Origin of the sequence: Chitinophaga caseinilytica (genome assembly GCF_038396765.1) — a bacterium.
Lineage (GTDB): Bacteria > Bacteroidota > Bacteroidia > Chitinophagales > Chitinophagaceae > Chitinophaga > Chitinophaga caseinilytica.
The window spans coordinates 3044902-3068882 of record NZ_CP150096.1 but is presented as its reverse complement, the minus strand read 5'-3'; the positions used below and the strand labels follow the sequence as shown (position 1 = coordinate 3068882).

General features: G+C 56.8%; 14 protein-coding genes. 3 read left to right on the top strand and 11 right to left on the bottom strand.

Annotation, left to right across the window (positions count from 1 at the left end; all coding sequences use genetic code 11):
- Positions 1-7 precede the first annotated feature (7 nt).
- The 4 genes from WJU22_RS12775 to WJU22_RS12760 form a co-directional block, all read right to left on the bottom strand.
- Positions 8-3406, bottom strand: coding sequence for a TonB-dependent receptor (locus tag WJU22_RS12775; protein ID WP_341843619.1), 3399 nt, complete (start codon positions 3404-3406; stop codon positions 8-10).
- Positions 3407-3555: 149 nt separating this feature from the next.
- Positions 3556-4629 carry a FecR family protein gene (locus WJU22_RS12770; RefSeq protein ID WP_341843618.1) on the bottom strand — a complete coding sequence of 358 codons (1074 nt, stop codon included), beginning with the start codon at positions 4627-4629 and terminating at the stop codon, positions 3556-3558.
- Between the two features lie 73 nt (positions 4630-4702).
- A complete protein-coding gene (locus tag WJU22_RS12765; protein ID WP_341843617.1) occupies positions 4703-5257 on the bottom strand; it encodes an RNA polymerase sigma factor in 555 nt (184 codons plus the stop codon).
- A 95-nt stretch (positions 5258-5352) separates the two neighbouring features.
- Positions 5353-6921, bottom strand: coding sequence for a S1 family peptidase (locus tag WJU22_RS12760; protein ID WP_341843616.1), 1569 nt, complete (start codon positions 6919-6921; stop codon positions 5353-5355).
- Between the two features lie 258 nt (positions 6922-7179).
- Between WJU22_RS12760 and WJU22_RS12755 the strand changes: the two genes are divergently transcribed.
- The 3 genes from WJU22_RS12755 to WJU22_RS12745 are packed head-to-tail and all read left to right on the top strand — an operon-like array spanning position 7180 to position 14520.
- Positions 7180-9798: an ROK family protein gene (locus tag WJU22_RS12755; protein WP_341843615.1), complete on the top strand. Its 2619-nt coding sequence runs from the start codon at positions 7180-7182 to the stop codon at positions 9796-9798.
- A gap of 17 nt (positions 9799-9815) precedes the next feature.
- Positions 9816-11201 carry a sugar porter family MFS transporter gene (locus tag WJU22_RS12750; protein WP_341843614.1) on the top strand — a complete coding sequence of 462 codons (1386 nt, stop codon included), beginning with the start codon at positions 9816-9818 and terminating at the stop codon, positions 11199-11201.
- Between the two features lie 10 nt (positions 11202-11211).
- Positions 11212-14520, top strand: coding sequence for a hypothetical protein (locus tag WJU22_RS12745; protein WP_341843613.1), 3309 nt, complete (start codon positions 11212-11214; stop codon positions 14518-14520).
- A 66-nt stretch (positions 14521-14586) separates the two neighbouring features.
- On the opposite strand, the gene WJU22_RS12740 is transcribed toward WJU22_RS12745, so the two are convergent.
- From WJU22_RS12740 to WJU22_RS12710, 7 genes are all read right to left on the bottom strand, one after another.
- A complete protein-coding gene (locus tag WJU22_RS12740; RefSeq protein ID WP_341843612.1) occupies positions 14587-16806 on the bottom strand; it encodes a glycosyl hydrolase family 95 catalytic domain-containing protein in 2220 nt (739 codons plus the stop codon).
- A gap of 100 nt (positions 16807-16906) precedes the next feature.
- On the bottom strand, positions 16907-18397 hold the full coding sequence (locus tag WJU22_RS12735; RefSeq protein WP_341843611.1) for an alpha-L-fucosidase: 1491 nt from the start codon (positions 18395-18397) through the stop codon (positions 16907-16909).
- A 42-nt stretch (positions 18398-18439) separates the two neighbouring features.
- Complete coding sequence (locus tag WJU22_RS12730; RefSeq protein ID WP_341843610.1) at positions 18440-18838, bottom strand: L-rhamnose mutarotase; 399 nt, start codon at positions 18836-18838, stop codon at positions 18440-18442.
- 18 nt (positions 18839-18856) lie between these two features.
- Complete coding sequence (locus WJU22_RS12725) at positions 18857-20152, bottom strand: alpha-L-fucosidase (protein WP_341843609.1); 1296 nt, start codon at positions 20150-20152, stop codon at positions 18857-18859.
- Between the two features lie 23 nt (positions 20153-20175).
- On the bottom strand, positions 20176-21813 hold the full coding sequence (locus tag WJU22_RS12720; RefSeq protein ID WP_341843608.1) for a sodium:solute symporter: 1638 nt from the start codon (positions 21811-21813) through the stop codon (positions 20176-20178).
- A 15-nt stretch (positions 21814-21828) separates the two neighbouring features.
- Positions 21829-23049, bottom strand: coding sequence for an enolase C-terminal domain-like protein (locus WJU22_RS12715; RefSeq protein ID WP_341843607.1), 1221 nt, complete (start codon positions 23047-23049; stop codon positions 21829-21831).
- 15 nt (positions 23050-23064) lie between these two features.
- A complete protein-coding gene (locus tag WJU22_RS12710; protein ID WP_341843606.1) occupies positions 23065-23862 on the bottom strand; it encodes an SDR family oxidoreductase in 798 nt (265 codons plus the stop codon).
- Positions 23863-23981 lie beyond the last annotated feature (119 nt).

Below are 23981 nucleotides of genomic sequence, written 5' to 3'. Positions count from 1 at the left end.
ACGGTTTTTAAAGGTCAAATCCAATTTCCAGCCCCACTGAAAGCGTACGTTTCAATGGATAAGCGAACGATGATTCCTGTTCGGGGTTCCAGTCTTTGAAACGGGAAAAGGTGATCACGTTATCGCAGCGCCCGTAGTAATAGATGCTCTTGAAGGGAGATTTTTTCGTGCGGGGCGTCCAGTTATAACCGAGCTCCGCGTCCGCAATCCGCAGGTACGACGATTCCCGCAGCCAGAAAGTGGATGTTTGCGCGTTGTTCTGATTGTCCGTTCCGAATCCGAGCCGTGGATAGGTGGCGTTGAAATTCTCAGTGGCAGTGGTACCCGACCAGGAAGCCGGCGACCAATGGTCGTTCACCGATGCCTGGTACACGGCGCCGTTATCCGTACCGCCGGAGTTGTAGGGGTTGAAGGGAATCCTTCCGCCGCTGATGGACCTGTACAGGTTGAATTTGCCGATGGCGCGGGTAGCGAGCGTCCACTTTTTATACCGTAAATCCAACGCCAGCGAGTAGCTCCATTTGGGGTAGCTGTTGCCTGCCCAGATCCGGTCGTTCGGAGTGATCACCCCGTCTCCGTCGATGTCTTTATACTTGATATCGCCCGGCATCACTTTGTTCCAGGTTTGCACCGGACTGTTGTCGATATCTTTCTGGTCTTTGAAAAGCCCCAGCGCGATGTAGTTCAGTTGCCGGCCATAATCCAGCCCGATCCCGCTTTGGTATGAAACTTTGGGATCGAGCTGCCCGTTTTCCAGGATGGTATTTTTGTTATAGCTGATGATGCCCTTGATATAGCTGATCTTGAAATTCCCCCAGGATTTGGCGTACGTCAGATCGATATCGACCCCTTCCGATTTCGTTCTCCCGAGGTTGGCACGGGGCACGGAAGGGAGGCCGAGCGTGGCTGGCAACCTGTTCAGGAAAATCAGCTGATCGTTGTTGGTGTAGCTATATGCATCTACGATGATCTTTAACGCACGGAACAGCCCGATCTCGGCGCCCAGGTTCAATTTCCGGTTGCGTTCCCAGGTAAGGCCCAGCTGCTCCAGCCGCGACTCTCCCACACCGGGAATCCCCAGTCCACTGCCTGCCGCCCGTCCAAACCCGAACACATATCCGGTCACCGGCCCGGAAGTGGCCATGTACCCAAAACGCTCCGCATTGCCGGCAGAACCCACCGATCCATAAGAAACCCGGAACTTGAGGAAGTCTACGACGTCTTCCATCCCGCCCCAGAATTTTTCGGAAGACGGCACCCAGCCGAAACCGATCGAGGGGAACGAAGACCAGCGTTTGTCGGGCGTGAACATCTGCGAGCCCGAGGCCCCGAAATTCACATCCGTGAAATAGCGGTCGTCCCATCCCAAAGTCACCCGCCCGGCTACGGATTGCTCCCGGGCCGGCAGGGCATTGATCAGCAACGTGGCGCCCGAGCCGCCCGGCGCATCGGTCAGGTATTCGCGCTGTTTGTACAACAGCAGCCCCGTGGTGGAGAGTTTCCCGAACGTCCGCGCATAATTGATGCTCCCCTGCAGTTCTATGACACGGTCGCCCGTTGGCGCCTCGTACACGAACTGCATCTTGTCGTCGATGTCCGGCGTTTTGTTAATGGTGACCAGCTTCCCGTTTTCATCACGCCCGGTACCCATGTGGCTGTTGGCGAAATCCGGCGCATGCTGCTGGTAATTCTTGGAATAGCGGTGCGCATACACATTCCCTTTCGTAAAAGACACGATCCCGTTCAGGAAAAGCCCTTGCGTGAGGAAGTCCAGCTTCTGCGTAACGTTCACATTGGTAGACATGTAATTCTGATACCGCTTCACGAAGCCGGTTTTATTGAGCAGCGACCAGGGGTTCCTGATATTGGCCGGCTCCTCCGGCGCCATGCCGTTCGAAAATTCCGCAGGGAACAATGTAGGGTTGATCATGTTCATGATATTCAGCAGGTTGCCAACCCCTTGCCCCGGCTCGGTCGTAGTATTGTAGCGCCCGTCAAAGCCCAGTCCCAGCGCGGTGGTAGGCGAAAGGTCGGCGCGGAGGTTGGAGCGGAAATTGAACTGGTTGTAGTTGGCGTTATTATCGTTCCGGGCGTTGAACATGCCTTTTTCATTGTAGAAGCCGCCGGACATATAGTAGGTAACGGCATTGCCGCCGCCGCTGATATTGAAGTTGGCGCGATTGGAGCGGTTGTTTTGCTTGACCATGGTTTCGTACCAATCTACATTCGGGTAAAAATCCATGTCATCGTCCGCAAACCGGGCGATGTCGGCTTCCGAGTAGTATGGCCGCTTCCCGCGGACTACCAGCGCCTCGTTCTTCATCCGCGCATAAGTAGGCGCATCCACCCATTTCGGTTTGTAGCTGGCGTTGTTGATGGAAGACGAAGCCGAAAGCCGGATCGTGGGCCGCGAGGCCACTTTACCCGTTTTCGTGGTGATGACGATGATGCCGTTCGCGCCTTCCAGCCCGTAAACCGCCGTGGCAGACGCATCTTTCAGCACGGTGAAAGTGGCCACGTCGTTGGGGTCTACGTCATCGATGTTCCTCCTCAGCCCGTCGATCAGCACCAGCGGCGAAGTGTTCCCCGTCACGGAATTGATGCCGCGGATGATGAAGGAAGCACCGTCTTGCCCCGGTTGCCCGGATTGCTGTACGAACGTGACGCCGGCCACCCTTCCCGCGAGCTGCGTGGTGAGGGAGCGCGTAGGGCCCTTGAGCTCGGAGGGGTTCACGGTGGTGATAGCACCAACCACACTCACTTTCTTCTGCGTGCCCGTTCCGGTTACTACCACTTCGCTCTGTGTGAGGCTTTCCAGTTCCATGAGCACGGGGAACTTGCGGAGGCTGCCGGCGGGGATGGACTTTACTTCCACCTCCTGCGTCCTATAACCCACGGAAGAAAGCACCAGCACGGAATGGCGGGGAATGTTGCTGATGATGAAATAGCCGTTTTTGTCGGACACCGTACCTACGAGCGGATTGGCTTTCAAATAAATACTGACCGAAGCGATGGGCTGGTTCTGCAGATTGGAGATAGTGCCGGAAACAGTAACATTTTCGCCTACACTGTCTTTAGCCGCCAGCTGCGCCGAGCGTGGTGTCTGGAGGGTGACGAGCTTATTGGCGTTTACGCGGTAAGTGATATCCGTTTGTTTGAGGACGGCGTTGAGGACCTGGGCGATCTCGCCTTTCCCCTCGTAGCTGCCCGCAATCCGGTCGAACGCGGGATCTTCGGTATAGAGGAAACGGTACGAAGAAGTCTGCTCTACGAACTCGAGCACCTGCCTGACCGTCTTCTTCCCGCCGGGAATGCCGACTTGCTGTGCATACGCGCCATGGAAAGGCCCCAGGCAAAGTATCACCGTCGCATACAGCAAAAACCTGCAGCATTGTATCAAAGTCATGTCAATTTTGGTTTTTAAAATGAACATATTAGGCAACAGGCGATACCTGCGGCTTCCGGAAGCCGCATCATCCCATGTATGTAAAGCATTGTTGTATAAAAATGCGTCTGTGCCGAAGACGTGGAATACCTTTCTCTACAGGTATTTAATTATTGGCTGATATAGATTTTATGGCCCGAACTGGTGTACTGAAATGGTATGGTTTGCTGCAATTCAAGAATGATCTCGTGGATGGATTCATCGGAGAATGTTCCCGTTATGCGGATGTCCTGGAAAATGGTATCGTTGAAATGTATGTCTGTGTTGAATTTACGCTGTAATTCGTTGGCTACGTCGCGGAAGCGGACGGATTTGAAAACGATTTTGTTCTTCATCCAGGCGGTTTCGTCGAAACTGCTGTCTGACCGGTTGAACATCACCTGCCGGAGGGAAACGGTTTCGTTCATTTTATCGCGGGTGGAAGCTGCGGTGGCGAGTTGATCGTGCTGATGGCTGATGGTGACCTTTTCCCGGGGGCGCATCATGATCACCCGTTCCGGGTCCTGCTCGGTGGTCAGCTGGATGGTACCGGTGAACAGGGACGCTTCCACTACCGAATCTTCCGGGTAGGCTTTTACGTTGAAGGTGGTACCGAGCACTTTCACTTCCACGTTCCCGGTGGAAACGATCATCGGCATGCCGGGGTTTTTCACCACATCGAAATAGGCTTCCCCTTCCAGCCTGATTTCGCGGTTCTTTTCGCCGAAATCCTTGTTGTAACTCAGCCGGCTGCCGGAATTGAGGGTTACGACAGACCCATCGGGCAAATGCACCGTGGTTTTGGCGCCGCGCTCCGTATTGATCTTGTTGTACAGCGGATCGCCTCCTCCCAAACGCGGCAACACCAATACCAGGGCAATGGCCGCCACATTCACCAGCCCCGCGATGTACAATTTGGCGTATCGCCGGAAATGCGTTTTTTTAACTACGAACGGAACGACGGCCTCTTCTCCCGGCACTTCCACCGCCACCTCACCCAGCATTTTCTTCAGCCGCAACTCGCTGCGCCCGCGGGCGCCATCGTCTTCCGGCGCCACGGCATCCAGCTCCCAGGCGGCCTGCAGCATTTCGTTCTGCTGGAAATCGCGCTGGTGCGTTTTGAGCAAATCCTCCAACTCCCGGCTCTCCTGCTCCGTGATCTCTTGACTGAATTTCTTAGCGAGTAATTCCCAGATTCTGTTCATATGGAAAAATGCCGGTCGTTTATAGAAGGAGTGCAAAAAATGCCCGGTACCCTTAAATGGAAATGAAAAAATTTCAGATAGTGGAAAAAGCGATGGCTTTCCCCAGTTTTTTCATGGCGATACCCATCTGGGCCTCTACGGTTTTGAGGGAAAGATTGAGGATTTCAGCCACTTCACGGTATTTGAAAGATTGTTCCTTCACCAGCTGAAAGATGAGCTTGCATTTGGGGGGTAGTTCGTTGATGGCCATATTGATGCGGTGGAGCATCTCCGAGGAAATAAGGAGGTCTTCCGGAGACCGGGCCAGTTCCAGTTTGAAATCATCGATCCCATCGAGCGGATCGGTAAAATTATGCTGCTGCTTGAGGAAAGTGAAGGCTTTGTTGCGGGCGGTGACGTAGAGATACACTTCGGGATTCCTGATTTCAGACAATTTATCGCGGCGCTGCCAGAGCTGGACGAACACGTCGCTGGCCAGTTCCTCAGCGGATTCGCGGTGTTTTACGAGCGAAAGGACCAGCTTGAAAATCCGGTCGAAGTAGCACCCGTGCAATTGCATCAACACCGCTTCGCCATTGGCATGCGGCAGTTGCTGGAATAGAAACGCGGCGTCTGATCTACCTTTCATAACGATAAGGCACGAAATAAAAGCCGCTCCCTTACATAGACAAGCAAGCAACAAAATTCAGGAAGCAAAAGTCAAAATAACATCGGAACGGCTCATCAAAGCGACAGCGATCCCATCCAGCGAACGATCTCCGCGGCATGCAAAACCACCGTCGCAGTGCGGCTGTACCTGGCGATGGCGATCCCGCAGAACCGGGCCTCTTCGTCGAAAACCGGTGAACCGCATTCGGTGGAAGAGATGTGCAGGTCGCTGAACCATACTTTCGTGAAACCATCCCTGCGCCCGCTTTTCCCGCCTTCATACATTTCCGCGGGATGGTTGTTAAGCGGCGCTTCCAGGCGCTGCGCGAGGGTGACGGATTTGCGGAGTAGACTGTCGCCGCGTTGAAAAGTAATGGTGATGGTTTGATGGGGTTGATATCGCTGGAGATCGTTGACGAAGCCCGAGGATGGCAGATCGTTGATGCGCAACAGTTGATCGTCCGGCAAAAAACCGCTCCGCGATGCGGGGCCCTGCGGATCGAGGAACGCGATGGAGGCACCGGTGTTTTTCTCAACCAGCTTCGCGCCGAAATACCCGCTGCTGAGGCGGGGCGGCATGTCGAACGTCCCGGTGCCGGTGATCCCTCTTTTCTGCTTTCCGCCTGGCAGCGCGGCGAAAAGGAACCCTCCAAGCACAGGCTCCTCCCCATTCCGCGCGAGATTTTCCACACCCGGCAAGCGGAGATCCTTTCCGGCAGACAGCAATACCAGGTCATTTCCAGGATCGCGCGCCACTACTTTCAACCGGATTTCCTTTCCACCGGCTGTTTTCAACCAAACCGTATCCCCCAGTTCGGAAAGCTTGCCGATGATGAACGTTCCCCGCTTACCGGAACGCCAGACCGTTCCGCCGGTCGTTTTTCCTTTACTGATCAACCCAACCGCGCCCTGTATCGCCAGCGTGCGCGGCGGAAGCACGGGAACGATCGCCGGGGGAACGGGCACATCCCAACCGCTGTCTGGTTGCGGGTATTGGTGGTAATTGGCCTGCCGGGTGAGCGACGACCAATATTTCCTGAATTCGGTTACGGGCACATGATGATTGAGGGCTTCCGCCGCCTGGCAGCGACTGTTCACCCCGATCACCCTGCCGTCCATATCGAAAACCGGCCCGCCGGAATCCCCCACTTCCATCGTGCATCCGGAAATGAGGAACCCGTGCCCGTCTGCCGGATCGGTGACGAGCCCGAAGCGTAGCGTGGGGAACGGCAGCCCGGTGGATTCGGGGAAAGCCAGCATCATACAGGCGTCTCCCTTTTTCGCCGCGGCGCCCATTTCCGCGAATGGCCATGGGCCGGCGGCGAGGAGCTTCATCGTGGCGATGTCTGGCAGGGTTTCTTTTTCGTCGGTGTCGATCCGGCCCATCCCTACGGCCAGCGCGGTTTTCCCGCCGGGAAAAGTAACGAGGTAGGTATGCCCGGGCCGCGATGCATGGGCGGCCGTCAGCAGCCATCCATCCGCGGAAACGACCACCGCGCTGAACGGTCCGCCGGTTTGCACCTGCTTCACCGTATCGAACGCAAAGACCTTCACCACCGCACGCCCGGATTTACGGATCGCTTGCTGGACGGCCATCGTGGCGGAAATACCGTCTTGCGCCGACGCCGGTAAACAGGCGGTCAAACACCCGAAAAATAAGGCCACCAGGGCCGCTTTCTTCAAAAACATACTATATAAAGCCCTCACTTGCATCATTCTTACCGCCAGTCGAAAATTATTTTTGTACCGATGGACAAATTGAATATGTTTGTACATATGTACAATATGGATGTATAAACAGTGAACAGGCCCGAACGGCACCCGGCAAACGGGAATCCCGTCGGGACCGAAAATATCCATAGCAAGCAGATCAGTAACATCAAAAGACCGATATAAATCTACATGCAAGCACAACGACGAATTGGGGTGGATGTAGGCGGGAGCCATGTTTCCGCCGGAATATTTAACGACGGGGCGCCAGACGCGCCTTTGCGCATGGCGCATCGCCAACTGGATTCACATGCACCGGCGGAGACCGTCATCGGTACCATCGCCGCATGCATCGGCGAGGTGATGATGGAAGGAACGGTGGCCATCGGGATCGCGTTCCCCGGGCCGTTCGATTACAAAAAGGGCGTCTGCGCCATCCCGGCAACGGTGGGGAAATTCGGACAGCTTTTCGGGCTGCATGTGAAGCAGGCGTTGCAGGACAGGCCGGAAACCGCCGGTTTGCCGGTGCTTTTTGCGAACGATGCGCATTGTTTCGCATTGGGCGCGCAACAGCGCATGCAGCTGCAAGGGAAAAAAACGGTACTGCTGACGCTGGGCACGGGTTTCGGATCGGCCTTCCTGGCAAACGGCGAACTGGCCGGATCAGGCCCCGGCATTCCCGCTTCCGGCGCGTTTTTCGACCAACCGTTCGAAGACGCCCTGGCCGATGATTACTTTTCCACCCGCTGGCTCCTCCGCGCTTTCGCCACCGCCACGGGACAACCCATCACTTCCGTCCGCGAAATGGCCACGGTGCACATCGAAACCGCCCTCCCCATTTTCGAAACCTTCGGCGACAACCTTGGCGCTTTCCTTCGTCCAAGGCTGGAAGCATTTGCATGTAAAGAGCTCGTGATCGGCGGTAACATCGCCCGGGCGGCTGCGCACTTCGGGCCTGCGCTGCAACAGCGTTTGAACGGACTGAACATCCACCTGTCCTACTGCCTGGAAACTGAGCCCTGCATCCTCACCGGCGCCGCCGCGTTGAAAGACGCATCCACCAAACCGCCTGCACGCCTCAGTTCCCAGCCATTGCTGCCCGTTCAAGCCCAACCCACAGAAGGCTACAATATTTTCCCTTCCTGCAAAACCGGCCGCGCCATTGCCGAAGGGTTCGATGCGCTGGCAGAAAAGATAGCGGGAGAAACGCGGGTGGTGATAGACGGGTTCGGCGGCATGCTATGGGAAACCTTCCGTGCGCAATTGCACACCGCTTTGCAGCGCCGCGGGATTCCTGCGCATTGGTACGATGTGAATGCCTGCCTGTACGACACTTCCGTCATCGATGAAATAGTCGCCGCTTCCCTCGGTGGCGACGATCCCGTGTTCGGAAAAAAATACACCGGCGCCCTGGGGGATTTCTTCGATCCGTCCAAACTCGCCATGCTCAGGCCCGCCAGCACGCCCGGCATCCACATTATATACGGAACGGGCGCCGCGCTTGCTTCCCCCGACGGAATGCTGGTCTACGCCGACGTTCCCAAAAACGAAATTCAATACCGCATGCGGGCCGGCAGTATCACCAACATCGGGTCGGAAACGGCAACGTATAAACGCTTTTACTTCGTAGACTGGCCGGTACTGAACTTGCACAAAGCCTCCCTCCTGCCGCGTATCGCCATCATGGCCGACGCGCAACGGGAAGCAACCCTCACCTTCATGACCGGCGACGATTTCCGCGCCTCGCTCGACGAGCTTCTGCGCACGCCTTTCCGCGCCCGGCCCTGGTTCGAAGCCGGCGTCTGGGGCGGGAACTGGATGAAAAAACACCTCGCCGGCCTCAACCCCGACGAAGTGAATTACGCCTGGTCGTTTGAGCTGATCACGCCTGAAAACGGGATCGTGCTGGAAGGGAAAGGCTTGCTGATGGAGGTTTCGTTCGACTTCCTCGCCTACCGCAACAATCAACAACTCCTCGGCAAAGCGGCCCAGCGCTTCGGTACAGAATTCCCCATCCGTTTCGATTTCCTCGACACTTACGACGGCGGTAACCTCTCCATCCAGTGCCACCCGCGCCCGGAAAACGTCCGCGAACATTTCGGGGAAAATTTCACGCAGGACGAAACGTATTATATACTCGACTGCGAGCCGGAAGCCGCGGTGTACCTTGGTTTCCAGGAAAACATCGATCCGCGGGAATTCCGTTCGGCGCTGAACGACGCGCAGGAAAAATCCATCCCGCTGGACGTGGAGCGATATGTGCAACGGTTCCCCGCGGAAAAGCATGGGCTCTACCTCATTCCCAACGGTACCGTTCACGCCTCCGGAAAAAACAACCTCGTGCTGGAGATCAGCAGCACCCCCTATATCTTCACGTTCAAGATGTACGACTGGCTCCGGCCCGGCCTCAACGGCCAGCCGCGCCCCATCCATCTTGATCATGCCTTCGCCAACCTGTATTTCGACCGCAAGGGCGATCGGGTCCCGGAAGAGCTCATCTCCCAACCGCAAATCGCGCAGAGTTGGGACACCGGCCGAAAAATCCACCTGCCTACCCACCCGGAACATTTCTACACCGTTGACCGGTACGAGTTCACCGGCACCGTGGAAATCCCTACCAACGGGCAATGCCACATCTGCATGCTCGTTTCGGGATCCGCGATCAGCGTGGCCGCCGGCGGATTAGAACAAATGTTCCATTACGCAGAAACATTCGTGGTGCCTGCGGAAGCAAATGCCTACACATGCCGCAACGAAGGTGAAAGTCCCGCGTCCCTCGTGGTAGCGTACGTTAAAGACGATCATTGCTGAATTATAAATCCTACGTTATGAAGCCAAACCGTCAACAGTTCTTCACCATCACCGTTACGCTCATCGCCGCGCTGGGCGGGTTTCTTTTCGGGTTCGACATGGCCGTTGTCAGCGGCATCATCGACCCCGTGAAATCACAGTTCGGCCTTTCCGCCTCGCAGGAAGGCTGGTTCGTGTCTTGCGCGCTGCTGGGCTGCATCATCGGCGTATTGTTCTCCGGCAACCTCAGCGACCGTATCGGCCGCAAGAAAGTGCTTTTCCTCGCCGCCATCCTGTTTCTTGTGAGCGCCGCGGGGTTTGCGTGGTCTACCTCTTACACCATGCTCATCGGGTTCCGGATACTGGCAGGAATGGGCGTGGGCGTGGCTTCCAATATTTCGCCGCTGTATATTTCCGAGCTGGCGCCGGCCCGCCAGCGCGGGCGGCTCGTCACGTTTTACCAGCTCGCTATCACCATCGGCATCCTCTGCGCCTACATCAGCAACCTTTTCATCCAGCGCCACGCGGCCGGCGCCAGTACCGACGGCGTTTGGGGCTGGCTGTTCGCGGCGGAAGTCTGGAGAGGCATGTTCCTCGTGGGCGCGCTGCCTGCCGGGGCGTTTTTCCTGCTGCTGACCATTGTGCCGGAAAGCCCGCGCTGGCTGGCGCAATACGGCCGCAACGACGAAGCCCTTTCCATCCTCACCAACATCAGCGGCCCGGAAGAAGCGCGACGCGAAATGACCGCCATCACCGCGCTGTCGCAAAAACCGGCCGGCGGGTTCAACGAACTGATGCGCCCGCCCCTGCGGAATTTACTCGTTATGGCGGCGGTACTCACAGCCCTGTCGCAATTCAGCGGCATCAACGCGGTTATTTTTTACGGTCCCACCATCCTGAAAAGCACCGGCATCGTAGCGAGCGACGCGCTATTGTACCAGGTGATGCTCGGCGCGGCCAACACGCTGTTCACTTTCATCGCCATCTGGAAAGTCGACTCCCTGGGCAGACGACCGCTGTACATCGTAGGTTCGCTCTGCTCGGCGATTGCCCTCGCTGCCACGGCCACCTGCTTCCTGGCGGGCGTTACGGGATGGGGGATGCTCCTGTCCATCATGCTGTTCCTCCTTTTCTTCGCGTTTTCGCTCGGGCCCTTGAAATTCGTCATCGCTACGGAAATTTTCCCGACGCACGTGCGGGGAACGGCTTTGTCGATGTGCATCCTGACCATGTGGGTGTCTGACTGGCTCGTGAACCTCCTCTTCCCCATGCTGCGCGACGGCATCGGGGTGGCGGCCACGTTCTTCATTTTCTCCGCCTGTTGCCTTATCTCCTTCTTTTACGCTAAAAAATACCTTTTCGAAACGAAGGGCAAAACCCTGGAAGAGATCGCTTCCGGCGAGATGCTGCCCATCAGCCAATAAATAACTGACTATGAGGATGATGATAATAGCCGCGCTGGCGGCTTGTGCTCTACAGGCGACCGCGCAAAAAACAGTGCCGTATTTCGGGCAGATCGACTGGATCAGCGGATACGAAAAAGAAATTTCCGGCGAAAACATCCGGTATTTCTCTGCTTTCCCCGACGATGCCAACATCGCCCTGCTGACCCGCGCTACAGACGGCCACAAGGAAATCGTCTGGGAAACAGCTCCCGTTCCCGCGAAGGTCAAAGGGAAATATGTCTATTTCAGCTGGGTGGCGGGCCACTCGTCGGCCACCAGCAGCGGCAACCGCCATTGGGACCTGTATGTCAACAACAAAAAAATGCTGACGTTCACCACCATCCCCGGCAACAGCAACCCGAACTGGTCGTACGCCGGGCCCGACAGCAGCCGGATCGTGTTCATGCAAACGAAGCGCGACGGCGCCAATGACGCGCACGGCCTCGCTTTCCTGCGGCTGCCCGTTTCCGCCGTTCAGCCCGGAAAACCGGTAGTGTTGAAAGTGGTAGGACAGGCGCAGCAAAGCAACGACTGGTACATGACCTTCAAATTCACGTTCCAGGAAAAAGTGGACATTGCGCCACAGCCTTTCCTGTTGCGGAACGGGAAGCAGCCCCTCACGCTGACGGCCCTCCATTTCGGAATGCCGCGCACATACCGGGTGGAGGCGGGCAATGCCACGTATTCATTCGTGGCGACGGACGGCCTTTCCAACTTCGATGTACCGGTAACGCCCGTGCAGCGGGCAGACAGCATCCGGGTCAAAGTGCTCGACGGGAAGAAAGTGATTACCGACAAATTCGTGCAGCTCGCTCCGATCATCCACCGGGAACTGCATTTCATCCATCATTCCCATACCGACATCGGCTACTCACATTTACAGCCCGACGTCCTGAAAATCCACCTCAAGAATATCGACGATGCGCTCGACATGATCGCTTCCACGAAGCATTACCCCGACGAAGCGAAATTCCGCTGGAACATCGAATCGCTGTGGGCCGTGGAGCATTGGATAAAACAGGCCAGCGCCGACCGGAAAGCCGCGTTCGTCCAGGCCGTGAAAAATGGCGACATCTGTCTTTCGGCGCTGTACGCCAACATCCTCACCGGGCTGAGCCTCCCGGAAGAAATGTTCCATTACACCGACTACGCGCAGCAATTGCGGAAGGAGTTCGGGTTTACCATCCCCAGCGCCATGATCTCCGACGTGCCGGGTTACACCTGGTCTACGGTCACGGCCCTGGCGAAAGGGGGCGTGAAATATTTCTCCAGCGGCCCGAATTACCTGGGCGAGAACCATCCCTACCTCGGCGACCGTGTCGGGCATTTCGTGCGCACCTGGGGCGATAAGCCGGTGTACTGGAAAAGTCCGTCGGGAGAAGAGAAAATCCTCTTCTGGACAGGCGGGAAAGGTTATTCTTCCTGGCATGGTACCGCACCCGGCGCCGTTTTCGAACGGGGCGCGAAGAAGATCGCCGAATACCTCCAGGACCTGGCCAACAAAAACTATCCCTACACCCTCGTGCAATGGCGTTATAACGTTGTGGCCGACAATGGGCCGATAGACACTGCCATCAGCCGTTTCGTGAAGGAATGGAATGAAAAATATTCGTCACCGAAAATCGTGCTTTCCACGCCCGACCGACTTTTCCCCGCATTCGAAAAGCAATACGGGAAAGACTTGCCGGTGGTTTCCGGAGACATCACACCTTATTGGGAAGACGGTGCCGCTTCTACTGCGCAGGAAGAAGGGAAGAACCGCGTCAACAGCCTGCGCCTCCAGCAGATCGCCAACGCTTACGCCATTCTGTCGCCGAAACGCTATTCCAGCCGGCAGTTCTACGAAGCCTGGACCAACATCCTCATGTTCCACGAACATACCTGGGGTGCGCATAACAGCATTTCCCAACCCGATGTCGATTTCGTGACGGAGCAATGGCGGATCAAGAAGCAGTTCATGCAAGACGGCGACCAACAGACGGGCGCACTGGCGACCTCCCTCCTGGAACCCTTTACAGACGCCACTTCTAAAAAGATCGTAGTCGTAAACACGCACTCATGGCCGGCGTCGGGGCCCGTTGAAATACAGGTGGCAGGCGCTTCGGTGAAAGATGCGAAAGGAAAAAAATCCCCCCTGCAAAAAATCCACAACGGCCGCTACGCATTCATCGCAGAAAACGTCCCTCCCTTCGGATCGGCCGTTTACACCGTTTCCGACGAAACCGTTAAAACCGCGACGCCGTTCAAACGCAGCGCGCAAGGCCTTTCCAACGGATTCGTTTCGCTGGCGTGGCATCCGGGGAATGGGAGCATCACGCAACTTTCCGGGCCGGACGGGCATAACCTCGCCGGCCAGTTCGGCGATCAGGGCCTGAACAGTTACTGGTACGTTCCCGGCAGAGACCCCGCCGGCGCGCAAACCACGCCTGCGCTCACGGCCAGCGTTATCGACGAAGGGCCGGTGTTGACGGTAATTTCACTGAAAGGCGAAGCGCCCGGCGCGCGCTCCCTCGAAAAGCGCATCATCCTGTATGCCGGCGCGAAAGAAGCGGTGATAGAGAATATCGTAGACAAAAAGCCCGTTCGTAGCAAGGAAGCCCTGCATTTCGGGTTCCCCTTCGGCATCACATCGCCCACAACTACATTGGACGCGGGTTATGGCACCATGCGCTACCTGGATGATCAGCTTCCCGGCTCCAACATGGATTTCCTCTACGGCCGCCGGTGGCTGAACGTTTCCGATGAAAACCGCGGTGTCCAATGGATGCTGCTCGAAACACCAATGGTAGAGCCCGGCGCCATGATCGACGAGCGGTTGACCATTTCGCAAAGCCACAAGGAATGGCGGAAAGACGGGAAACCCACCGCCACATGGTTCGCGTACGTCATGAACAATTACTGGCATACCAATTACAAATCCGACCAGGAAGGCGTGAGCAGCTACCGGTACGCTTTGCGCCCCCACGCGGAAAACAGCGGCGCCGATATGGAAAAAGCCGCGGCCATGTTCACCCAGCCCTTCCTGAGCTTCCCGCTGAAAGCCGGGGTAACTGTGCCACAGAGCCTCTTCAGCCTCAGCAATCAATCCGTCATCGCCACTTCCATCACACCGCAGGAAAACGGCAGCCTCATGGTGCGATTGTTTAATCCCGAAAAAACCGCGCAAAGCACGAAGTTCGTTTGGGGATCGCTGAAACCCTCCGGCCTACAGCGTTTGCAAAGCGGCGAACGGTTTGCGCCCGATGCGGAAATCAGTCTTCCGGCCATGGGCGTCCATGAATTCTTTATTGTTCCATAATAATGCCCCGGCATAAAAAAGGCTCCACGCAAAACACGTGGAGCCTTTTTCATTCGGTATGTTTCCTCAATCTACTAACAAAGTAACGGGCCGGCCCTTCTTCAGTTCTACAGTGATCACATCCCCGTCCACAGCGGATTTCCCGGGAGCGATGTTCCCCACGGGCGTATTCCGCTTCACTTTCACGGTTTGATTTTTATCGGACGCAAAAGTCACGCTTTTCAGTTTTCCGCCTTCCAGCGAAGCGCTGACCAGGCAACCGCTTTCGCTGCGCAGTTGCTGGAAACCAGCCGCCTTCCAGTCTTTCGGAGTAGCCGGAAAAAGCAGCACCACGCCATCGCGGGTTTGGAGCAGCATTTCGTGTACACCCTGCGCATACGCGAAGTTGCCTTCCAGCGTAAACGGACGGTATGTAAACCCGGAATATTGTCCGCCTTTCTGATCGCCGTTCACATGGAAACTGTTGCTCAACACGAAGTTCGACGCAAACTTCCGCAGATAGCTCACCGTACTGTCCCCATTGCCCGTTTGCGCGTATAGGCACGCCGCCCAGGCAAAAGAATAACCCACCCAGGCCCTGGTTCCTTTGCGGCTCATCCAGGCCAGGGAACTGTCGATCACCCGGCGGTCGTCCGGCCGGTCGTACGACAAAATCTTTACCGGATAAATCGCCATGAGGTTGCTATGGTGGCGGTGCGACGATAATTGCGGATGCCCCGGCGCGATGGCCAGCCTTCCGTCTACACTGAATAGTTCCGGATAGTTTTTCAGGGCGTCCGCGGCCGGAGGCACCGATCCGTCTCCCGCCGCTGCGGCCACTTCGGCATATGCGGTGAAGAAGAAACGGATGAGCGCGAGGTCGTAGTTCGAATAATCGGTGAACCAGGCATCGATGCTGTTGTCATGATATTCGGGCGATGAGCTGAGCGGCAATTTGTACACACCGGTAGCGGGATCCTTGACGCGGACGTTCTTCAGGTAAACGGCCACCCGGTCGAACCATGGCTTGCAGCGTTCCCGGAGGAACTTTTCGTCGCCGCTGAACTTCCATTGCCAGTAGAAATGCTGCGCCAGCCACGCCGCCACGGTGGGACTGAAAGAATACTGGATCCATCCGCCCATGGGCTTGCCGGTAAGCGTGGTAACGCCGGGAACGTTGAGCCCTTCCACCCCGAAATACTGCTTCGTATAGCGTTCGTTTTCCGCGCGGGTGTTCCAGAGCCAATTGGTAAAACCTTCCGTGAGATCGGTATGGTTGGCGGTATACCCGGGCCAATAGCTCAGCTGGGTGTTGAGATCGTGGTGGAAATCGCCCTTCCACGGCGGAAGATGGCCGTTATCTGCCGTCCACACCGCTTGCAGGGAGATCGGCGGCGTATGCGCACGGGCTACGCTGCCGAATTTGTACATATCGAGATAGTATTGTTTTTCGAGCAGGGGCTCGGGCAGTTGGATGGAAGAGCGTTTCCAGAAAGCGGCCCACCAGGCGGCGTGGCTTTTCCAGTTCTTCGCTTCGTTTTTGGAAGCGGCAGGAATAACGGCGGGCCGATCGGGGGTGATCGTCCACCAGCCGGTGGTTTTACCGTTTTTCACGGTCCATTCTACCAATACTTCGTAAAAATGCCCTTCGTAAGTCGGTTGCCGGTAACGGATGGCGTTCGCGCCTTTGGTGACCGTTCCCTTTCCGTATCCCAGTCTTACCAGGCTTTGCCCGTCTACGCTCGTGGCTTCACCGCCCTTGCTTTCCGAGACATACGACGGCGCGATGAGCTCGGGACTGAAAACCGCGCCTTCCAGCGAAAACACGCCTACATCCTGCCCCGCGTGCACGTAGGTGCGGAAAACCGCCCCGGAAGCGAACCGGGCTTCGTGCACACCGTTGCTGATGTCCAGCACGGAGGAAACGGGGTTTCCCCAGCCTTTCATGTCCAGTTCCAGCGAGGCGCCGGGGATTTTGGTGGGTGCGGCGTTGGCTTCGTAGGGCACGTCGCCCAATTGCTGAACGGGGGCGTAATCCTTTTTGTGGACCTGCTCCGTTACGTATTTGAAAGTCAGCTTGTCGATGTTGGCCATGGGCCGGTCGTCCCACAGATCTACCCTGTCCAGCGAAAACCGCAGCTTGTCCGATTTCTGCCAGATGAGGGCGCCGATCATCCCGTTCCCCAGCGGCATGGCTTCGTCCCATTTCCGCGGGAGATCGGTTTGCCGGAGGTTATGTTCCGGCTTCGGCTGCGCCGCGGCACAGAAAGCAACGGCGAGTAGCATCCCTGTAAAAAGTTGTTTCATATCATACAATTTAATTGGGTATTAATGAGGAAGCATCCCGAAAAATCGGGATGCCGGTCTCTGGAAATTCTCTCAAATTTTAATTAAATAACTGGACTTCCTATTTTCTTGCCATATCGATTACCGAAATTTCGTAAATAGACGGCAGGTCGATGGCTTTCATCACGCGGAAGCGCAGCACGTCTGTCTTGTACCGCCTCGGCAGGTGGACCACCTTGCAATCGCCCATGGGCTCATGGCCGAGAAAGATCGTTTCCCACTGGCCGTTCTGGCGGATGTCGATCGCATATTCCCGGATGCGCGGCTCGCGCAGTTGCGAGAACCCGTCTTTGGAATTCTTCACATCCTTGTATTCGAAAATGCTGATTTTATTGAAGTATTCGGAAGGATCGAGCGAAATTTCGAGGGAAGCGAGGGTATCTGCCGAAGCCCAGCGGCTATCGAGCTTTCCGTCGGTCACCTTACTGCCGTCGTACTGATTGTTCGCATCCGCCGGATACACGCTCGACGCCTTTGCGGGCCTGCGTTCCGACACGAATTTACCGTTCTTCGGCAAAGGTTTCCCCGGCGCAAGGCCCAGCCGTTTCCCCAGGTTGATGGCCGCCAACGCTTCGTATTCGCGGATGCGGCCCGTCTGGTCGGGCGGGATGTTCATCACCAGGCAATTGTTGTTGGCCGTGCTCCAGTAAAACAGTTCTTCCATTTCGTCGATCTCGCGCACGGGCAGCTGCGCCGATTTCTGGAACCAGTTGTAGCGGCTGCTGAGGCAAATCGTGGCTTCGTAAGGCAGGTAGTACGATTTCCCCTGGTGGAGATATTGCTTTTTATCGAACCGCGTGATGATCTGCGGGTCCCACAGCCGGAAGTCGGACGGGAAATACTGGAAGAAATACTTGTTGTCTTCCGTCATGTTCGACGGCCGCGTGTAATTCCGTTTCCCTTCTTCGTTCACGATGGTGTGATTGACGCTCACGGCGCATTTGGGATTGAATTTCTTCACCAGCGCATACAGCTGGTCGATGCCCCAGTTCTCCGGCTTGCGGTCCCAGCCACCGTCGAGCCACAGCTCGCAGATGGGGCCGTAATTCGTGAAGAGCTCCGTCAACTGGTTCTTCATATAGTCGATGTAAGGCTGCGGATCGGCATCTTTGTAGGTGGGTTCCTTGCGGTCCCACAGCGAATAATAAATGGCGAACTGCAGGCCGTGCTTTTTGCAGGCGTCGGCCACAGCTTTCACCACATCGGTCTTCACGGGCGAAGAAGCCACGTCGTACTCGGTGTACTTGCTGTCCCACAGGCAAAACCCGTCGTGGTGCTTGGTGATGAGCAGTACATACCGGAAACCTGCGTCCTTAGCGGTTTTCACCCATTGTTCGGGATCCAGTTGGGTGGGGTTGTACTGGCTGACGGGGATGGTACCGTCCGACCATTCCACATCTGCGAAAGTATTCACCCCGAAATGGATGAACATGCCGTATCCCCGGTCGATCATCGCCTGTTGGGCGGCGCTGGGCTTGTTTGCGGGCAACTGCTGGGCCGTGGCGCCCAGTGTGGCGAGCGAAAGCGCCATGGCGCCCGCGCATCGTTTCATAAAACTGTACATGGATATTGCTTACTGTGCTGGTTGACTATTTCAAGGCAGGTGCATCACTTCTTCGAGCTTCGACCACGTTTCGCCGGTTGCGGCCGCGTCTGGCAGGGGGATCTGCGCGGGAGCGGTTTCTTTCCACCAACGCTGCGTGACCGTGTCTGCCGCCATCTTCTTCATATCTCCGGCGAAATCGTTTCCTGTGTACTCAAAATAACTGAACAGATATGTTTTTCCATCCATCTCTTTCAGATAAATGGAGTAATTGCGAATATTGCATGCCTCGATGGTTTTCACCACGCCCGGCCAGACATGGGCATGCAACTGCTTGTAATAGGCGATCTTTTCGGGTTTGATGCCGGTCACCATCCCGAAGCGCTCCGTCTTCTTTTCCGCACAACCTGCGGCCAGCATCACGATGAGCAAAACGAAAACCGTTCTCATGTATTGCGTTTAAAAAGATTAAAGAATAGGCAATTGTTCCGCCGGGCCGTCGAGCGTAAGCTCGATCACATACGGCAAAGTGGCCGGCTGCTGCGGGATTTTGATGCGCAGTTCGTCGCTCGCGGTTTCCGTGGTAACGGCGCCGCCGCCGATGATGGCGGATTTGCTGATGTTCCGTCCCGGCAGGGCTTTCAGCGTGAGCCCGCCTTCGGCGGATTTGAGTACGTGGATGAACACTTTATTGCCTTTGCGCGTGGCGGCGAATTTGTCGTTCGGCTCCCAGGGGCCGCCCATCGTTCCGTATACCGCTGTTCCGTATTTCCGCATCCAGTCCCCGATTTCGCGGAGGCGCGCCACCTGGCGGGCTTCGATGCGGCCATCGGGCATGGGGCCTACGTTCAGGAGCAGGTTGCCGTTTGCGCCGGCCGTTCTGGAAAGGATGTCGAGGCAGGTTTCGAGGGATTTCAGCTGGTCGTTCGGCTTCCAGGCCCATTGCTTGCAAATGGTGAAGCAGCTTTCCCAGGGCGTTGTGAGGTTCATTTTGCCGATCACCTGTTCCGGCGTATCATAATCGCCCACCATTTTGGTATGGTCGATCTGCTTGTTGTCCATCGCCGCGAATTCTTTCCCCAACCGGTTATTGGTGATGAGCGAGGGCTTGAGCTGTTTGAGATAAGCGTAGATCTCGCGGCCGCGCTCGTCGGTCCAGGGTTCTTCCCACTGCCCGTCGAACCACAGCATGTAGGGGTCGTATTTGGTAACGAGCTCCTTCAGCTGGTTTTTCATGTAAGCCACGTATTTGTTCATATCCGATTTAGGATCGATGGAAGGCTTGGTAGACGAGTGGTTGGGATATTCCGGATGCCACCAGTCGAGCACGGAATAGTAAATGCAGAATTTGATGCCTTGTTTCTTGCAGGCGGCTGCGAGCGCGCCTACCACGTCTTTTTTGTAAGGCGTGGAAGCGATATCGTATTCCGTGAAGGCGGAAGGCCATAGGCAGAAGCCGTCGTGATGGCGGGCGGTGATGGTGAGGTATTTCATGCCCGCGTCTTTGGCCACTTTCACCCATTCGTCCGCATTGAACAATACGGGATTGAATTCTTTATAGAGATTGTCGTATTCAGCGGTTGGCACCTGCTCGCCCCTCGACCAGCCGATCTCTGTGCCGCGGAGGCTTACCGGCCCCCAGTGCACAAACATCCCGAAGCGCATGTCCATGAACTGGCGCAATACCGCGGGATCGGTCTTAGCGGGCGACTGCGCGAACGATCCGCCGCAATACAGCATCATCAATAGTATCAGTTTCTTCATCATCATAACGTTTTTAAACATGGTTATCTGAAAATCCAGTACAGCACCCCCATCACCAGGAGCAACAGTACCGACAAAAATTTATAGTTACCAAAACCCTTCCATCCTTCCCCTTCGAGCGGCTCGCGCCAGGAGCGCCAGTACAAGGCGCCGCTCTTTTCCGTATGCACCACGGGATAAAGGAACGAAAACAGTACCTGCATGGCCACACAGGCCAGGAAGAGGTAAAATGCCATCATCATGAAAGGAATGCCGCCGAGCGGCCCCTGCGGGTACAATTTGTTCATCGCGTACACCAGCGCACCGAGCGCAGACCCGATCCACAGCGTGAGCTGGGCCGACCGCGCGGAAGCCCGCTTCCAGAAAATCCCCAGCAGAAATACGCAGGTTATGGGCGGCGCGATGTGTGCGATCACGTCATTGATCCCTTCAAACAGGCTCTGGTAGCGGTTCAGCAAAGGCAACAGCCCGATGGAGACGAGCAGCGCCACCGCCGACGCCCAACGGCCCACTTTCACGAGGTCGGCATCTTTCGTCTCCGGCCGGAACCGCTTGTACAGATCGAAGCTGGCCAATGTAGCGATGGAATTCAGCGCCCCGGCGATCTGGCTCATGAGGCCCGACAGCAACGCCGCCACCAGCACGCCGATCAGCCCGGAAGGCAGCAGCTGCGTGATCATGAGGGTATATATGCCTTTGGAGTCTACCTCGCCGTTCCCGTGTTTCAGGGCCGACAGGTCGAGCCCGCCGGATTGATACAGTGCCCAGGCGAAAAGCCCCGGCAGCACGAAAATGAATACCGGCAGGATTTTGATGAATCCGCAGAACAGTGCGCCCACCCGCGCATGGTTCTCGTCTTTGGCGCCGAGCACCCGCTGCACGATGGTTTGGTCGGCACACCAGTACCATATCCCCAAAATCGGGTACCCGAGGAACACCGCCATCCACGACATGCCCGAAGCATCGCCCACCGGGCGCATCATGCTCAGTTTGTCCAGCGCGCCCTGGTTGGCGAGCACCGCTTCCATCGGCTGCCAGCCGCCCATTTTGTTCCAGGCCGCCACGGTAATGATGACCGCTCCGGCGATGAGCACTACGCTTTGAATGGATTCGGTCACCACCACGGCCCGCAAGCCGCCCACGATCGTGTAAAGCCCCGTGAGCGCGGCGATCACGATGATACTGGCGTACATATCGATCCCGAAGAGCGTTTCCAGCACAATGCCGCCCGCCAGGAACGAAAACGCGATATGAATGATGACGGCCGATACGATAGACACGATCGCCAGCCAGTCGCGGCAAGCGCGGTTGTACCGCCTTTCCAGGAAATCGGGCAGCGTGGCTACGCCCGACCGGATGTAAAACGGCACGAAGAACAGGGCGAGCAATATCAGGGTGAATGCCGCCATCCATTCGAAATTCCCGTTCAGCAGCCCCGAATCGAACCCGCTCTGGGCGAGGCTCACGAGGTGAAGACAGGAAATGTTCGTGGCGAAGAGTGCCAGGCCGATCATGGGCCAGCGCAGGGTTTTGCCCGCCAGGAAATACGCGCCCGAGCCTTCCGTGGCGGCGGATTTCTTCCGCAGCCCGGTCCACAGCCCGATGGCGACGATAAGCAGGATATAACCGATGGTTATGACGATATCTGCGGTTCCGATCATACGTGGATTATTGGATTATTTTAAGTCGCAACTGCTGCCCGGTTCCTGCGGTGTAACGTACACGCCGTTTTCGATGCGGACCGGGTGGAGGAAATGCTCCTTCAGATGCGGGATATGTTCGAGAAAAAGTGCTTCATGCCCCATGGCGATGTGGTTGAACAACACGAGGTGCTGATGCAGCTGCCCCATGTCGCCCACGTGCGGTACTACCGGCACGCCGAACTTTTTGCACAGCAGGCTGATGGTGATGAATTCGCTCACCCCTCCTACCCGCACGGCATCCACCTGCATGAACCCCGCGCAGCCCGATTGCAGGTAGTTCTTGAAGATCACGCGGTTGGGAACATGCTCTCCCAGCGCGAGTTTCACCGGGGCTACGGCTTTCGCCAGCGTCACGTGCGCCTGCACATCGTCTGGATGCGTCGGCTCTTCTACCCAATACGGCTGCATCTGCTTCAGTTCGTTGCAGATGGAAATGGCCTGCGGGAGGTTCCATTGCTGGTTGGCGTCGAGCATCACTTTTACGGAATCGCCGACGGTTTGGCGGACGATGTTGGCCCGGCGGATGTCGCGCTTCGGATCGGCGGAGCCCACTTTCAGTTTCATGGCTTCGAAACCCTGGTCCAGCGCGCGTTTGCAATTCTCGCGCACTTGCTCGTCGTCGTAATTGAACCAACCTACGGAAGTATCGTACCCGGCATATCCTTTTTCGAGGATCCCCATCCGGCCGGCCGCCGTTTCCGAAGCTTCGGTCAACATAGCGATGGCTTCCTCACGGGTGAGCACATCTTCGAGATAAGAAAGGTCGAGCGTATTGACAATGCTTTCGGGCGATAAGCCGATCAGCAGCTTCCAGAGGGGAACGCCGCGCTGTTTGGCCCAGAGGTCGTAGCACGCGTTGGTGACGGAAGCGAGGCCGAGGTGGACGACGCCCTTGTGCGGCCCCAGCCAGCGGAACTGTTGTTCGTTGGCCAGTGCGTGGAAGGTGCTGCCGAAGTTGCTCATGAGCGTTTCGATGTCTTTCCCGCGGAGGGTTTCGGCGTAAAACCGGGCGGCGCGGCAAACGAGGTCGTTGCCTTCTCCGAGCGTGAATGCGAGCCCTGTGCCGCGTTGCCCCTGTTCGTTCTGCAGGTGCGTGACGGCATAGGCGTATTGCGGATCTTTGTGCACGGCGTCGCTGCCGGCGCCGTTTTTCAGCGCAAACCGGGCGTCTGCGATGTCGATGTTTTTTATCATGTAATGAAAGAAATGTCAGATCATGGCCCGGTACCCCAGTTCCGCGCCGCCCGTTACGGGCAGGATGCAACCGGTGATGAAGCGGGCGGCGTCGCTGAGCAGGAACACGCAGGCGTCGGCGATCACGTCGCCGGCGGGCATGGCGCCCAGCGGCTGAAGGCGGTCGAGATACCGTTGCATGATTTCCGGCTGCGGCTGTTCGGCGCTCCAGGCTTCGAGCATGGGCGTGCGGATGGCGGCGGGCGCCACGGCGTTGACACGGATGCCGTCTGCCGCATAATCGAGCGCCATCGCTTTGGTGAGCGCGTTCACGGCGCCTTTCGTGGCAACGTAGGCGGCGTGGTTCTCCTGCCCGATGCTGCCTACGAGCGAGCTGGTGTGCAGGATGCAGCCGTTGGATGCGCGCAGCAGGGCGATGCCGTGGCGGGTGGTGAGGTAGATGCTTTTGAGGTTCACCCGCATGAGGGCTTCCCATTCTGCATCTTCCGTATCGTGCAGCGGCCTGGCGGGCTGCGCGATACCAGCGTTATTGTGGACCGCGTCCAGCTTACCGTACACTTTCCCGATCTCCGCGAACAACTGGCCTACGGCCGTGTCGGAAGTTACGTCGCACAACAGGAAGGAATGCCCTTCCCCCGGCAGCTTCGCCAGCTTGTCGCGCCCCGCGGCATTCAGGTCTGCGATGCAGACCTTTGCACCTGCGGAAGCGTAGGCCAATGCGCATTCCCAACCGATACCGTCTGCCCCGCCCGTGAGCAGGACTACCTTATCCTTCAGCATGTCTTTCATTCTTTCCATTATTAATCCAGGCATAAGTTAATTCATTCCACCACCATTTCGCGCAGCGGCATCGGTTATGCAACAAAACTAACGTAACAGCCCGGGGAATACTAACGGACCGTTGATGACTTCTGCGCCTATATTAGCAAGTT

Coding starts and splice junctions, on each gene's coding strand:
- WJU22_RS12775 (WP_341843619.1), bottom strand. CDS start 3,406: ATGACTTTGATACAATGCTGCAGGTTTTTGCTGTATGCGACGGTGATA.
- WJU22_RS12770 (WP_341843618.1), bottom strand. CDS start 4,629: ATGAACAGAATCTGGGAATTACTCGCTAAGAAATTCAGTCAAGAGATC.
- WJU22_RS12765 (WP_341843617.1), bottom strand. CDS start 5,257: ATGAAAGGTAGATCAGACGCCGCGTTTCTATTCCAGCAACTGCCGCAT.
- WJU22_RS12755 (WP_341843615.1), top strand. CDS start 7,180: ATGCAAGCACAACGACGAATTGGGGTGGATGTAGGCGGGAGCCATGTT.
- WJU22_RS12750 (WP_341843614.1), top strand. CDS start 9,816: ATGAAGCCAAACCGTCAACAGTTCTTCACCATCACCGTTACGCTCATC.
- WJU22_RS12745 (WP_341843613.1), top strand. CDS start 11,212: ATGAGGATGATGATAATAGCCGCGCTGGCGGCTTGTGCTCTACAGGCG.
- WJU22_RS12740 (WP_341843612.1), bottom strand. CDS start 16,806: ATGAAACAACTTTTTACAGGGATGCTACTCGCCGTTGCTTTCTGTGCC.
- WJU22_RS12735 (WP_341843611.1), bottom strand. CDS start 18,397: ATGAAACGATGCGCGGGCGCCATGGCGCTTTCGCTCGCCACACTGGGC.
- WJU22_RS12730 (WP_341843610.1), bottom strand. CDS start 18,838: ATGAGAACGGTTTTCGTTTTGCTCATCGTGATGCTGGCCGCAGGTTGT.
- WJU22_RS12725 (WP_341843609.1), bottom strand. CDS start 20,152: ATGAAGAAACTGATACTATTGATGATGCTGTATTGCGGCGGATCGTTC.
- WJU22_RS12720 (WP_341843608.1), bottom strand. CDS start 21,813: ATGATCGGAACCGCAGATATCGTCATAACCATCGGTTATATCCTGCTT.
- WJU22_RS12715 (WP_341843607.1), bottom strand. CDS start 23,049: ATGATAAAAAACATCGACATCGCAGACGCCCGGTTTGCGCTGAAAAAC.
- WJU22_RS12710 (WP_341843606.1), bottom strand. CDS start 23,862: ATGCCTGGATTAATAATGGAAAGAATGAAAGACATGCTGAAGGATAAG.